Source organism: Streptomyces sp. NPDC007095 (assembly GCF_040634475.1).
GTDB lineage: Bacteria > Actinomycetota > Actinomycetes > Streptomycetales > Streptomycetaceae > Streptomyces.
In genome coordinates this window covers 23712-37076 of sequence record NZ_JBEYFS010000004.1, presented here as the reverse complement: position 1 = coordinate 37076, position 13365 = coordinate 23712, and the positions used below count along the sequence as shown (strand labels likewise).

The following is a 13365-nucleotide window of genomic DNA, read 5'->3' as shown; positions in this document are numbered from 1 at the left end:
CAGCATGAAGATCTCGCAGGACATCCGCCGTGAGCACGGAGGCACGAAGGCCGAGATCGAGGAGGGCATGGCGCAGAAGTCCAAGGAGTTCGCGGCCGCGGGCAACCGGGTCTATCTGCCGCTCGCGGACTGAGCCGCACACACAGTCGTGCCGGGAGCCGTTCGCGGCGTAATCAGGCGCAACGAACGGTTCCCGGGCCGGGTTCTCTCGGCAGACTGGGCGCATGACATCGACATCCATGAGCAAGGGCGCCAACCTTCCCGTCGCCGCCGGGGCGGTGCGGGCCGTGCTCGGCTGGAGAGGAGGGGCCGGTGCGCCGGACGCGGATGCCTCGGCGCTGCTGCTCGGCCCGGGTGGACGCGTGCGGGACGACGGGGACTTCGTCTTCTACAACCAGCCACAGCACGCCTCCGGCGCCGTACGGCATCTCGGGAAGCAGCGGGACGGCGCTGCCACGACGGACACCGTCGAGGTGGACCTGCGTGCCCTGGAACCGGAGATCGAGCGGGTCGTCCTGGGTGCCTCGGCCGACGGCGGCACCTTCGGCGAGCTGTCCGGACTGACGCTGCGGCTGCTCGATGCCGGGACCCGGCAGGAGTTCGCGCGCTTCGAGATGGAGGCCACGACCGAGACGGCATTCATCGGGGGTGAGCTGTATCTGCGGGGAGGTCAGTGGAAGTTCCGGGCGGTCGGACAGGGGTATGCGTCCGGGCTGGCCGGTCTCGCCACCGACTTCGGTATCAGCGTGGACTCCGACGGGGCCGGTGCGTCCGGGCCGGAGCCGGCGGTTTCGCCCGGGAGCACTGCGGCGGTGTCGCCCGCGCTCCCGCCGACGGACTCGCGGACGGCTGTCTCCACCGCCGCGGGTGCTCCGCCGGCGCCCCCGGGGCCCCCGGCCTCCTCCCCGCGTCTCAGCAAGGGCGAGGAACGATTGCCCGTGGACATGCGCAAGCGGCTCTCGTTGCGCAAGGAGCAGGTGGCGGTAAGCCTGCTGAAGCACGGTGCGGAGGGGGTCACGGCACGCGTCGTGTTGATCCTCGACGCCTCCGGTTCCATGTCGTTCCTTTACTCGAAGGGCGTCGTGGCCGACGTGGTGGAGCGGATGGCCGCGGTGGCGGCACAGCTGGACGACGACGGGGTGATGCAGGCGTGGACGTTCGCCTCCCATGCCGCCCGGCTGCCGGACCTGACTCTGGGCGAGTTGCCCGAGTGGCTGGAGCTCCATGTCCGGGTCGGTGAGCTGAGCCTGTTCCGGCGGAGCAAGAAGCCGCGGAAGGGCCTGCTGCCGGGACAGGTGGACATGCGGTCGGTCGGTATCCAGAACGAGGAGCAGAAGGCGATCGTCGAGGTACGTGCGTATGTACGAGAGCACCCGGCTGTCGATCCCACGCTGGTGTTGTTCTTCTCCGACGGAGGTGTCTATCGGAACAAGGAGATCGAGCAGGAGCTGAGGGGCGCGGTGGAGGAGCCGATCTTCTGGCAGTTCGTGGGCCTGGGACGGTCGAACTACGGCGTGCTGGAGCGGTTCGACACGCTGCCCGGTCGGCGCGTCGACAACGTGGGGTTCTTCGCGGTGGACGACATCAGCGGCCTACCGGACCCGGAGTTGTACGACCGGCTGCTTTCCCAGTTCCCGGCCTGGATGACGGCGGCCCGGGGGCTCGGCATCATCTGACGGGGCGCGCCGGGACCGTACGAGAGGGACGAGAGGGGCGGGCGCAGGTGAAGGGGCGGGCAGCGGCAAAAGGGCCCGCGCCGTGTCGGCGCGGGCCCTCGTTCCCGTCACCCCGGTGTCGGCCCGCCGGGTGTCACTCCGGCTGGTGCTCGGGCCCCCCGAAGTCCGGGCTGGTGAAGTCCGGGCTCGTGAAGCTCGGGCGCGGACCCGCCGCGGGGCCGCCGTCGGGGCTGCTGAACCCCGGCCGGTTGTAGCCGAGGTGCGGCATGCGGCCGGTGGTCGGCGTCGGTGACGGACGGGTCAGTGCCGCCGTGCCCGGATCGGCGAGGGCCTCCCGGAGGAACGGCATGATGCCGCGCTCCAGCAGGGCCTCGCGCCAGGCTTCCCTGGCCCGGGCCACCTCCGTGTCGAGCTCGCCGGGCGCTCCGGCCTGGAGCGAGGACGAGCCGTTGCGCAGAGCGGTCAGCAGCAGCCCGACCGCGGCGACCAGGATCGCGGCCGCCGTGACCGCGCCGAAGACCCACCCGGTGGTCAGGAGGGTCTGGGCGAACGCCAGCTCGGGGGTGAGGAGCTTCAGGATGAACCCCACGAGCAGGAAGATCGCCGCGGCTGTTCCGGCGAGGACGGGGGCGAGCACCGCGACGACGGCAATGGCGCCGGCTCCGGCTGTCTCGCCGGCCTCGCCCATGGTGGCGGCGAGCCCCATCGCGGTCGCGCCGGGCTCCGCGGAGCCGGCTCCTTCGTTCACGATTGGGGTGGACGGCGCCGGGCGGCGCAGTTCCTCGCGGACCTTCACGTAGTGCGCGTACTCGGTCGCCGCGGCCGCCGTGATGAGTGCGGTGGCGTTGAGCGCCATGGTGCGCAGTTGTTCGGCGTTGAGCCGCTGGCCGACAGCGGCGAGTTCCGGGCGGTGTGGGGCGGAGCGCAGCGCCTCATCGAGGATCCGCTCGTATTCCTGGCGGTCCTCGCTCAGCAGGTGCTGCGGAACGCTGTTCATGTGCATCCCCCGATGCTCCGTAGGGCTGGTGGCTCGCACGCTGACGAGCCGTCGGGCAGAAACGGAGGGGAGCCTGCTACGGATAAGCCGATGGTAGAGCGGTGACGGCACGCCGTGACAGGGGGTTTCCAGAAATTGCCCCCTGGCCAGCGCTGTCCTCCGTGGGGGACGCCTGCCCGAAGAACCCTCAGCTATCCAGGGGCAGTTGCTGGACCAGCAGTTTTCCGGCCATGGTCACTCCGCCGTCCATCGCGATGGCCAGTCCGTCGGCGTAAAGATGTGGTCCCTCGACCACGGGGCCCGCGGCATCCTCGCCCTCCTCCGAGCCGACCTCGCCCAGGAGGTACGGGATGGGGCTGTGGCCATGGACGACGCGGGTGCCGCCGTAGGTGTCCAGCAGGGACAGCGCTGCCTCGGCGCCCCCGTCGTCGCGGAAGGCGAAGCGTCTGGTGAACTTCCGGAAGAGGTCCCAGCATTCGTCCGCGTCGTTGCGCGTGAGGGTTTCGCGGATGGTGTCGTTGACCGCCTCGATCGAGTCGCCGTAGTCGAGGTAGGCGGTGGTGTCGGAGTGCACGAGGAGGTGCCCGTCGACCTGCTCCATGGCGTCCAGGCGGGCCATCCACTGCAGGTGGTGGTCCTGGAGGCGGTCCATGTCGGTCTTCTGGCCGCCGTTGAGCAGCCAGGCGGCCTGGAAGGTGGCGGTGCCCGCGCCGGAGTTGACGGGGGTGTCGCCGAACCGCTTGGCGCCGAGCAGCAGCAGCTCGTGGTTGCCCATGAGCGCCTTGCAGTAGCCGCCGGCCGCGGCCGCCTCGGCGGACAGTCGCATCACGAGGTCGATCACGCCGATGCCGTCGGGGCCCCGGTCGGTGAAGTCGCCGAGGAACCACAGGCGCGAGGTCCCGGCGGACCAGTTGCCCGCGGCGTCGAGGAGGCCCTGCTCCTGGAGCGCGGCGACCAGCTGGTCGAGGTAGCCGTGCACGTCGCCGACGACGTACAGCGGACCCGGCCCGTCGGCGGGCTGGGGGGCCGCCACGGCGGCGGGGTCCATGACGACCTGCACCGTGTCGCCCCGGTTGATGACGGGCAGGTCGCGCCGGGTGGGCGTGTAGCCCTCGGGCTCCTCGCCGACTCCGGCCGCCTCGCCGGGAGCTGTGCTCGGCGGGTACGGACCGGTCTCGTGGATGTACGCGGGCACCCGGAAGTCGCGCAACGTCTCCGTACGCACCGCCTCGGGTCCCTGACCGGCCCCCTGAGTCATCGACCCCTCCACCACCATCGCGCCGCATCTGCACCGGATCGGACTGCCTGGTCGCAGCGGCCCGCGGTGTCGTGGGCCCATCATAGGAATGCGGATCGCGCCATGTGATGACCCAGGGGTGGTGAATCGGAGCAGGAGCCCTGTTCACCACGGTTTTCGCCCGAATTGGGCGGGGCTTTCCCTGGTGGATGCCCCGCCACAGACATGACGGACGTCAACCTCAGCGTACGCCGGGCCACTCCTCCCCGGCCGACCCGGACTACCCCTTCTCGGGTGACCGGGGCGGGCTGACCGTCGTACGGGGTGGACGCCGCTCGGAGGAGGTCCGCACGATCAACTCCGTCGGTATGACCTGTTCGACTGGTTTGTCGGTTTCTGCTCCCTCGATGGCGTCGATGAGGAGCTGGACGACGGCGGTCCCGATGCGGCGGGGTTTGAGCGAGAGGGTAGTGATGGGCGGCTCGGTACTGGCATAGACGGTGGACTCGCTGCAGCAGACCAGCAGCAGGTCGTCCGGGACGCGCAGTCCGTAGCGCCGGGCCGCGGCCAGCAGATCGGTGCCGTTGGGGTCGAAGAGGCCGTAGACCGCGTCGGGGCGGTCGGGCCGGGCCAGCAGCCGGTCCGCGGCGACGGCGCCCGCACACGGGTCGTGGGCCGGGTAGGCCTCGTACACCGGATCCTGTCCGACCCGCTCGCACCAGTGCAGATACGCGGTGGTGGAGAGGTGGGTATAGGTGTCGGTGGAGGTGCCGGTGAGGAGGCCGATGCGGCGGGCGCCGGCGTCGGCGAGGTGGTCGAGGATGCCCAGGACGGCGGCTTCGTGGTCGTTGTCGACCCAGGCGGTGACGGGCAGGGTGCCGGCGGGGCGGCCGTCGGAGACGACGGGTAAGCCCTGTCGGACGAGTTCGCTGACCACGGGGTCCTGGTCGGAGGGGTCGATGACGACGGTTCCGTCGAGGGCGACGTTGGACCAGACGTCGTGGCGCGAGGTGGCGGGGAGGATGACCAGGGCGTAGCCGCGGGCGAGTGCGGCGGAGGTGGCGGCTCTGGCCATCTCGGCGAAGTAGGCGAATTCGGTGAAGGTGAAAGGTTCATCCCCGTAGGTGGTCACGGTCAGGCCGATGAGGCCGGACTTGCCGGTACGGAGGGTGCGGGCGGCGGCCGACGGGCGATAACCCAGCCGGTCGGCGACTTCACGGACGTGGCGTCGGGTGGCGTCCGGGAGCCGGCCCTTGCCGTTGAGGGCGTCGGAGACGGTTGTGATGGAGACGCCTGCGGCCGCGGCGACGTCTCTGATTCCCGCCCGGCCCGGTCGACCGCCTCGGCGGGTAGTCTCCGCCCGGCTCACCTGGTGCTTCCCTGCTGCTGTCATGGCGAGCCGATAGTAGGGCTCATGCGGTGGGGTAGTGCGGACGCATATGCACGCGTTGACAGGCACGTTTCTGCATGATCAAAAATGCTCTACTGCCTTTGAAACCAAGCCAGTTAAACGATCCAATGGCAGTACGTGACGCGTCGGCGCGCATGGGCCTGCCAAGTGGGTCATGTTTCGAAGAGGTCTCAACTCACCTGCACGGGTGATGCGCGCTACGGCGTGAGCCACCAGCGCACAGCTCTCATGGCAACGCGCCCCCCCATTCGTACGCCTTCGTACGAGGATGACCACAGAGTCCGCGCGGCGACGGTCGCCGGGGAGTATGACGATGATCACCAGGGCGTACGCGACGTGCCGTCGGCCTGTGCCAGGGGCGGCGCGTGGTTGACCCCGGCCCATTCGCAGTGGCGCCGAATCCTCATAAGGTGAGGAGCATTGGTAGCCGATGGTGGTCATGAGCCAGCGGTGGTCACGAGGAGGACTGCGGTGAGTGAGACGAGCCCCAAGCTGCGTGCCGAGCTGGAGGGTATCCCCACCTACAAGCCGGGCAAGCCTGCCGCGGCCGGCGCGGTGGCGTACAAGCTGTCCTCCAACGAGAACCCCTATCCGCCGCTGCCCGGAGTGATGGAGAGCGTGATCGCCGCGAGCGGTACGTTCAACCGCTACCCGGACATGGCGTGCACGGGTCTGATGAGCGAGCTGTCAAACCGCTTCGGGGTCCCCCTCTCGCACCTGGCGACCGGCACCGGCTCGGTCGGGGTGGCCCAGCAGCTGCTGCAGGCGACCAGCGGACCCGGCGACGAGGTCATCTACGCCTGGCGGTCCTTCGAGGCGTACCCGATCATCACGCAGATCAGCGGGGCGACCTCGGTACGGGTGCCGCTGACCTCGGACGAGGTGCACGACCTGGACGCCATGGCCGACGCGATCACCGACAGGACGCGGCTGATTTTCGTTTGCAACCCGAACAACCCGACCGGCACCGTGGTGCGCCGGGCCGAGCTGGAGCGGTTCCTCGACCGGGTCCCCGCAGATGTCCTGGTGGTCCTGGACGAGGCGTACCGCGAGTTCATCCGGGACGTCGAGGTGCCGGACGGCGTTTCGATCTACCGTGACCGGCCCAACGTATGTGTGCTGCGCACCTTCTCCAAGGCGTACGGGCTCGCGGGCCTGAGGGTCGGTTTCGCGATCGCGCACGAGCCGGTGGCCGCGGCGCTGCGCAAGACGGCGGTGCCCTTCGGGGTGAGCCAGCTCGCGCAGGACGCGGCGGTCGCCTCGTTGTGTGCCGAGGACGAGCTGCTCGGCCGGGTCGGCGCTCTGGTGTGCGAGCGCAACCGCGTGGTCGAGGCGTTGCGCGGTCAGGGCTGGACGGTGCCCGAGACGCAGGCCAACTTCGTGTGGCTCAGGCTGGGGGAGCGCACGCTCGACTTCGCCGCCCACTGCGAGCAGGCCGGGGTCGTCGTGCGACCCTTCGCCGGGGAAGGGGTGCGCGTGACGATCGGCGAGACCGAGGCGAACGACATCTTCCTGAAGGCGGCCGACGGGTTCCACAAGGAGCTCTGACGTCACGCTCCGGGGGCTTCGCTGCCTCGCACTCCCGGGTCTCCGGTGTCTCACGGCCCCGGTGCTCCGGTGTCTCAGGGCGCCGGAGCACCGGGGCCGTCGTCGGTCCGGGGGACACCTTGGAGTGTTCGAGACCTTCCGAGGGGTTGACGTAAGGGGGGACCCCCCTTCGAAGGTCGAAAGCCGGTGCGTCATAATTGCTTGTGAATGTGAACGCGTTCACAAGCGTGTCCCGATTGTCCCGTGATGTATGTAACAAAAGGGGCAAACTGCCGCTGTAACCACGGCGGCGTAAGGAGACTGACGACGTGGAACTGGCTTTGGCACCGGAGACTCTGGCTCGGTGGCAGTTCGGCATCACCACCGTCTACCACTTCCTCTTCGTCCCTCTGACGATCTCGCTCGCCGCTCTCACGGCGATTCTGGAGACCGCCTGGGTGCGGACGGGCAAGGAGCACTACCTCAGGGCGACCAAGTTCTGGGGAAAGCTGTTCCTGATCAACATCGCCATGGGTGTCGTGACCGGCATCGTGCAGGAGTTCCAGTTCGGCATGAACTGGTCCGACTACTCGCGCTTCGTCGGTGACGTGTTCGGTGCCCCGCTGGCCTTCGAGGCCCTGATCGCCTTCTTCTTCGAGTCCACCTTCATCGGGCTGTGGATCTTCGGCTGGGACAAGCTGCCGAAGAAGGTGCACCTCGCCTGTATCTGGGTGGTCTCCATCGGCACGATCCTGTCGGCGTACTTCATCATGGCGGCCAACTCCTTCATGCAGCATCCGGTCGGCTACCGGCTGGTGAAGAAGGCGGACGGCACGATGCGTGCCGAGCTGACCGACTTCCCCAAGGTGCTCTTCCAGGAGACCGCGCTCGTCAATTTCTGGCATGTGATCAGCGCGTCCATCCTGGTCGGCGGCGCCTTCATGACCGGCATCGCCGTCTTCCACCTGCGCAAGAAGCGGCACGTCCGCACCATGCGGATGTCGCTGCGGCTCGGCCTGGTCACCGCTCTGGTCGGCACGCTCCTCACCGTCGTCAGCGCCGACACCCTGGGCAAGGTGATGTACGAGCAGCAGCCGATGAAGATGTCGGCCGCCGAAGCCCTGTGGGACTCGCAGCAACCCGCGCCCTTCTCGCTCTTCGCGTACGGCGATGTCGCCAAGGGCCACAACACCGTCGCCATCGAGATCCCGGGGATACTCTCCTTCCTCGCCAAGAACGACTTCAACGCCAAGATTCCTGGCATCAACGACATCAACAAGTCCGAACAGGAGAAGTTCGGGCCCGGTGACTACCGGCCCAACATCCCCACCGCCTACTGGGCGTACCGCTGGATGATCGGCTTCGGCGGGGTCTCGATGGCCCTGTGCACCGCCGGCCTCTGGCTGACCAGGCGGAAGTTCTGGCTGGCGCCAGAACACCGCACCGGGGACGAGGACGTCCCGAAGCTCATGCTCACCAAGAACACGGAGCTGACGCCGAAGCTCGGCATCTGGTGGTGGCGGCTGTCCCAGTGGACGTTGATCTTCCCGCTCATCGGCATCTCCTGGGGCTGGATCTTCACCGAGACGGGGCGTCAGCCCTGGGTGGTGTACGGCCTGTTGAGGACCAGGGACGCGGTCTCGCCCGGGGTCTCCCAGGGGGAGGTGCTGACCTCGCTGATCGTGTTCACCCTCATCTACGCGATCCTCGCCGTCATCGAGGTGAAGCTGATGCTCAAGTACGTGAAGCAGGGTCCGCCGGAGCTCACCGAGGCTGACCTCAACCCGCCCACCAAGATCGGCGGCGACCCCCATGACGCCGACAAGCCGATGGCCTTCTCCTACTAGGCCCAGGGAGCTGCTGAGTCATGGAACTCCACGACGTCTGGTTCGTCATCATCGCGGTCCTGTGGACCGGCTACTTCTTCCTGGAGGGCTTCGACTTCGGGGTCGGCGTCCTCACCAAGCTGCTGGCCCGCGACCGCACTGAGAAGCGGGTCCTCATCAACACCATCGGACCCGTCTGGGACGGCAACGAGGTGTGGCTGCTCTCGGCGGGCGGCGCGACCTTCGCCGCCTTCCCGGAGTGGTACGCCACGCTCTTCTCCGGCTTCTATCTGCCGCTGCTGCTCATCCTGGTCTGCCTGATCGTGCGCGGAGTCGCCTTCGAGTACCGGGTGAAGAGGCCCGAGGAGAACTGGCAGCGCAACTGGGAGACGGCGATCTTCTGGACCTCGCTCGTCCCCGCGTTCATGTGGGGCGTGGCCTTCGGCAACATCGTGCACGGAGTGAAGATCGACAAGAACTTCGAGTACGTGGGCAACTTCGGTGACCTGCTCAACCCGTACGCGCTCCTGGGCGGTCTGGTCACGCTGACGCTGTTCACCTTCCACGGGACCGTGTTCGTGGGGCTCAAGACCGTCGGGGACATCCGGGAGCGGGCGCGCAAGCTCTCGCTCGGGGTCGGGCTGGTGGCCGCCGTGGTGGCACTCGTCTTCCTGATCTGGACCCAGGCCGACAACGGTGACGCGAAGTCCCTGCTCGCGTTGATCGTGGCCGTGGTCGCCCTCGTCGCCGCGATCGCGGTGGCCCAGACGGGGCGCGAGGGCTGGGCGTTCGCGCTGTCGGGGCTCACCATCGTGGCGGCCGTCGCGATGCTCTTCCTGACGCTCTTCCCGAACGTCATGCCGTCCTCGCTCAATGCGGACTGGAGCCTGACGGTCACCAACGCCTCGTCGTCTCCGTACACCCTGAGGATCATGACCTGGTGCGCGGGAATCGCCACACCGATGGTCCTGCTCTACCAGTCTTGGACCTACTGGGTGTTCCGCAAGAGGATCGGTACGCATCACATCGCCGCGGATGTTGCGCACTGAGTCCGGCCTTATGGACTGAATGCGACCGTATCGATCGAGTCCTACCCAAAGGCATGTTTCACGTGAAACATGCCAGATGAGCCAAGGGTGTGTTTCACGTGAAACCAATCGATCCGCGTCTGCTGCGGTACGCCCGTGCCACTCGCTTCTTCCTCATGGCGGTCGTGGGGCTGGGTGCGGCCGGGGCGGCGCTGGTCATCGCCCAAGCGATGCTCATCGCCGAAGTGGTCGTCGGTGCTTTCCAGCACGGTCAATCGGCTTCCGAACTCCGGACGCCCCTGGTCTTGCTGGTCGCGGTTGCCATCGGGCGGGCGGTTGTCTCCTGGCTCACCGAACTCGCCGCACACCGGGCGAGCGCGGCGGTCAAGTCGGAGTTGCGGGGACGGTTGCTGGAGCGGGCCGCCGCGCTCGGCCCCGGGTGGCTGAGCGGGCAGCGGACCGGGTCGCTGGTCGCCCTCGCCACGCGGGGAGTGGACGCGCTCGACGACTACTTCTCGCGCTACCTCCCCCAGTTGGGGCTCGCGGTCGTGGTGCCCGTGGCAGTGCTCGCGCGGATCGTCACCGAGGACTGGGTGTCGGCGGCGATCATTGTCGTCACCCTGCCGCTCATCCCCGTCTTCATGGCGCTGATCGGCTGGGCGACCCGGTCTCAGATGGATCGTCAGTGGCGACTGCTGTCCCGGCTCTCGGGGCACTTCCTGGATGTGGTCGCCGGTCTGCCCACGCTCAAGATCTTCGGGCGGGCCAAGGCGCAAGCCGAGTCGATCCGGCGGATCACCGGCGAGTACCGCCAGGCGACCATGCGGACGCTGAGGATCGCCTTCCTGTCGTCCTTCGCGCTGGAGCTGCTCGCCACGATCTCGGTCGCCCTGGTCGCGGTGACCATCGGGATGCGGCTCGTCCACGGCGACATGGATCTGTACGTCGGGCTCGTCATCCTCGTCCTCGCTCCCGAGGCATATCTGCCGCTGCGACAGGTGGGGGCGCAGTACCACGCCGCCGCCGAGGGGCTCGCGGCGGCGGAGGAGATCTTCTCGGTGCTGGAGACCCCGGTGCCGGCCACCGGCTCTCTCGTCGTGCCGGAGGGGGAGATCAGCTTCGAGGGAGTGACGGTCCGGTATCCGGGGCGCTCCGGGGACGCGGTTTCCGATGTCTCCTTCGTGGTCGGGCCCGGTGAGACGGTGGCCCTCGTCGGACCGAGCGGTGTGGGCAAGTCGACGCTGCTGAACGTGCTGCTGGGGTTCGTGGAGCCCGGCGCGGGGCGGGTACGGATCGGGGGAGTCGATCTCACCGAGGCCGATGTGGAGGAATGGCGGTCCCGGGTGGCGTGGGTGCCTCAGCGGCCGCATCTCTACGCCGGCTCGATCGCCGACAACGTACGGCTCGCCCGGCCCGACGCCGACGACGCGGCGGTGCGCCGGGCGCTGGCCGAAGCGGGGGCGCTTGAGTTCGTGGACGCCCTGCCCGAAGGCGTCGGGACGGTTCTCGGCGAGGACGGCAGCGGACTCTCCGCCGGGCAGCGCCAACGTCTCGCGCTGGCCCGGGCGTTTCTCGCGGACCGGCCCGTGCTGCTCCTCGACGAGCCGACGGCCTCGCTGGACGGGGCGACGGAGGCGGAGGTCGTGGCTGCCGTGCGCAGGCTCTCCGTCGGCCGGACGGTGCTGCTGGTGGTGCACCGGCCCGCGCTGCTGGAGGTGGCCGACCGGGTGGTGCGGCTCGAGGTCGCGGCGTCGGTCGTCGCGACCGGTTCCGTCCAGGACGAGGGCACGAAGGAGCTCCGGCCGGTCGAGCCCGAGGGCGTGCCCGCGGCCGCTACGGGAGAGGCCCATGCGGCCCCTCGGCTGCGCGGAGGCGTGCTCACCCGGGTCCGCGCGATGGCCGGCCCCCGGAGCGGTCGTTTCGCTCTCGCCCTTCTCCTCGGGAGCCTCGCCCTCGGAAGTGCCGTCGGGCTGATGGCCACCTCCGGGTGGCTGATCTCGCGGGCGTCGCAGCAGCCGCCGGTGATGTATCTGATGCTGGCCGTGACCGCCACGCGGGCGTTCGGGATCGGCCGGGCCGTCTTCCGGTACGCGGAGCGACTTGTGTCGCACGACGCGGTGCTGCGGATGCTGGCCGACACCCGGGTCGCCGTGTACCGGCGCCTTGAGCGCCTGGCCCCCGCCGGACTGCGGACGGCCCGCCGGGGCGATCTGCTGTCGCGGCTCGTGGCCGACGTGGACGCCATTCAGGACTACTGGCTGAGATGGCTGCTGCCCGCCGGGGCGGCGCTCCTCGTGTCCGCGGCCTCCGTCGGCTTCACCGCCTGGCTGCTTCCCGAGGCCGGAGCCGCCCTCGCCGCCGGGTTGCTGGCGGCCGGGGTCGGTGTCCCGCTCCTGACCGGCGCCGTGGCGCGCCGCGCGGAGCACCGGTTGTCCCCCGCCCGCGGCGCCCTGGCGACCCGGGTGACCGACCTCCTCACCGGCACGGCCGAGCTGACGGTCGCGGGCGCGCTGCCCACCCGTACGGCCGAGGCGCGACGGGCCGACACCGTGCTGACCCGCATCGCCTCCCGGGCCGCCACCGCGACCGCGCTCGGCGACGGGCTCACCGCGCTGGCGACCGGACTGACCGTCGCGGCGACCGCCCTCGTGGGTGCCCAGGCCGTCGCCGGCGGGCGACTGAGCGGCGTGGCGATGGCCGTGGTCGTCCTCACCCCGTTGGCCGCGTTCGAGGCCGTCCTGGGGCTTCCGCTCGCCGTCCAGTACCGACAGCGGGTGCGCAGGAGCGCGGAGCGTGTGTACGAGGTGCTGGACGCTCCCGATCCCGTACGCGAACCGGAGCTCCCACAGCCGGCGCCCGCGTCGCCGTTCCCGCTGCGCGTACAGGGGCTCCGGGCGCGCCATGCCGGACAGGACCGGGACGCGCTCGCCGGCCTCGAGCTGACCCTCGAACAGGGCCGCAGGGTCGCCGTCGTCGGCCCCTCCGGCTCCGGCAAGACCACGTTCGCACAGGTGCTGCTGCGGTTCCTGGACGCGGAGGCGGGGACGTACACGCTGGGCGGCACGGACGCGTTCGGGATGGACGGGGACGACGTACGCCGACTGGTCGGGCTCTGCGCCCAGGATGCGCACCTCTTCGACAGCACGGTGCGCGAGAACCTCCTGCTGGCCCGGAAGAACGCCACCGAGGCCGAGCTGCGCGACGCGCTCGCGCGGGCCCGGCTCCTGGAGTGGGCGGACGGACTGCCCGACGGGCTCGACACGCTGATCGGCGAGCACGGGGCGCGGCTGTCCGGTGGCCAGCGCCAGCGGCTGGCGCTCGCTCGCGCGCTGCTGGCCGACTTCCCCGTGCTCGTTCTCGACGAGCCCGCGGAACACCTCGACCTGCCGACGGCGGACGCGCTCACCGCGGACCTGCTGGCTGCGACCGAGGGCCGTACGACGCTGCTGATCACGCATCGGCTGGCCGGTCTCGCGGCGGTGGACGAGGTGATCGTGATGGCGGCGGGACGGGTGGCGCAGCGGGGTGCGTACGCGGAGCTGTCGGTGGTGGTGGGGCCATTGCGGGAGATGCTGGAGCGGGAGGCGGCGGGGGATCTGCTGGTCGGCGCGGCGGCGCGCTAGCGCCCCCGGGCAACATCCCAACTTTCCGGCTCAAAGGGGA

General features: G+C 69.6%; 8 protein-coding genes and 1 pseudogene. 6 read left to right on the top strand and 3 right to left on the bottom strand.

Going from position 1 to position 13365, the window contains the following annotated elements; genetic code table 11:
* Position 1 precedes the first annotated feature (1 nt).
* Both ABZ656_RS02570 and ABZ656_RS02565 read left to right on the top strand, forming a co-directional pair.
* Positions 2-133, top strand: a pseudogene (locus ABZ656_RS02570) (thiamine biosynthesis protein ThiC); the annotation flags it as partial.
* 91 nt (positions 134-224) lie between these two features.
* Positions 225-1676, top strand: coding sequence for a VWA domain-containing protein (locus tag ABZ656_RS02565; protein ID WP_180361958.1), 1452 nt, complete (start codon positions 225-227; stop codon positions 1674-1676).
* A gap of 133 nt (positions 1677-1809) precedes the next feature.
* Here ABZ656_RS02565 and ABZ656_RS02560 read toward each other — a convergent pair whose 3' ends face one another.
* The 3 genes from ABZ656_RS02560 to ABZ656_RS02550 all read right to left on the bottom strand — a co-directional run bounded on the left by ABZ656_RS02560 (position 1810) and on the right by ABZ656_RS02550 (position 5303).
* Positions 1810-2679, bottom strand: a complete 870-nt coding sequence (locus ABZ656_RS02560; protein ID WP_101399024.1) for a hypothetical protein — start codon at positions 2677-2679, stop codon at positions 1810-1812.
* Between the two features lie 181 nt (positions 2680-2860).
* The gene (locus ABZ656_RS02555) at positions 2861-3931 is read right to left on the bottom strand and encodes a metallophosphoesterase family protein (RefSeq protein ID WP_101403579.1); all 1071 of its coding nucleotides are present in this window, start codon (positions 3929-3931) and stop codon (positions 2861-2863) included.
* A gap of 259 nt (positions 3932-4190) precedes the next feature.
* On the bottom strand, positions 4191-5303 hold the full coding sequence (locus ABZ656_RS02550; RefSeq protein ID WP_101399022.1) for a LacI family DNA-binding transcriptional regulator: 1113 nt from the start codon (positions 5301-5303) through the stop codon (positions 4191-4193).
* A gap of 489 nt (positions 5304-5792) precedes the next feature.
* Between ABZ656_RS02550 and hisC the strand changes: the two genes are divergently transcribed.
* The 4 genes from hisC (at position 5793) to cydD (ending at position 13325) form a co-directional block, all read left to right on the top strand.
* Complete coding sequence (gene hisC, locus ABZ656_RS02545; protein ID WP_101399020.1) at positions 5793-6869, top strand: histidinol-phosphate transaminase; 1077 nt, start codon at positions 5793-5795, stop codon at positions 6867-6869.
* 308 nt (positions 6870-7177) lie between these two features.
* On the top strand, positions 7178-8695 hold the full coding sequence (locus ABZ656_RS02540) for a cytochrome ubiquinol oxidase subunit I (RefSeq protein ID WP_101399018.1): 1518 nt from the start codon (positions 7178-7180) through the stop codon (positions 8693-8695).
* Between the two features lie 20 nt (positions 8696-8715).
* Positions 8716-9723, top strand: a complete 1008-nt coding sequence (cydB, locus tag ABZ656_RS02535; RefSeq protein ID WP_101399016.1) for a cytochrome d ubiquinol oxidase subunit II — start codon at positions 8716-8718, stop codon at positions 9721-9723.
* 98 nt (positions 9724-9821) lie between these two features.
* The gene (cydD, locus tag ABZ656_RS02530) at positions 9822-13325 is read left to right on the top strand and encodes a thiol reductant ABC exporter subunit CydD (protein WP_360263763.1); all 3504 of its coding nucleotides are present in this window, start codon (positions 9822-9824) and stop codon (positions 13323-13325) included.
* Positions 13326-13365: the final 40 nt, after the last annotated feature.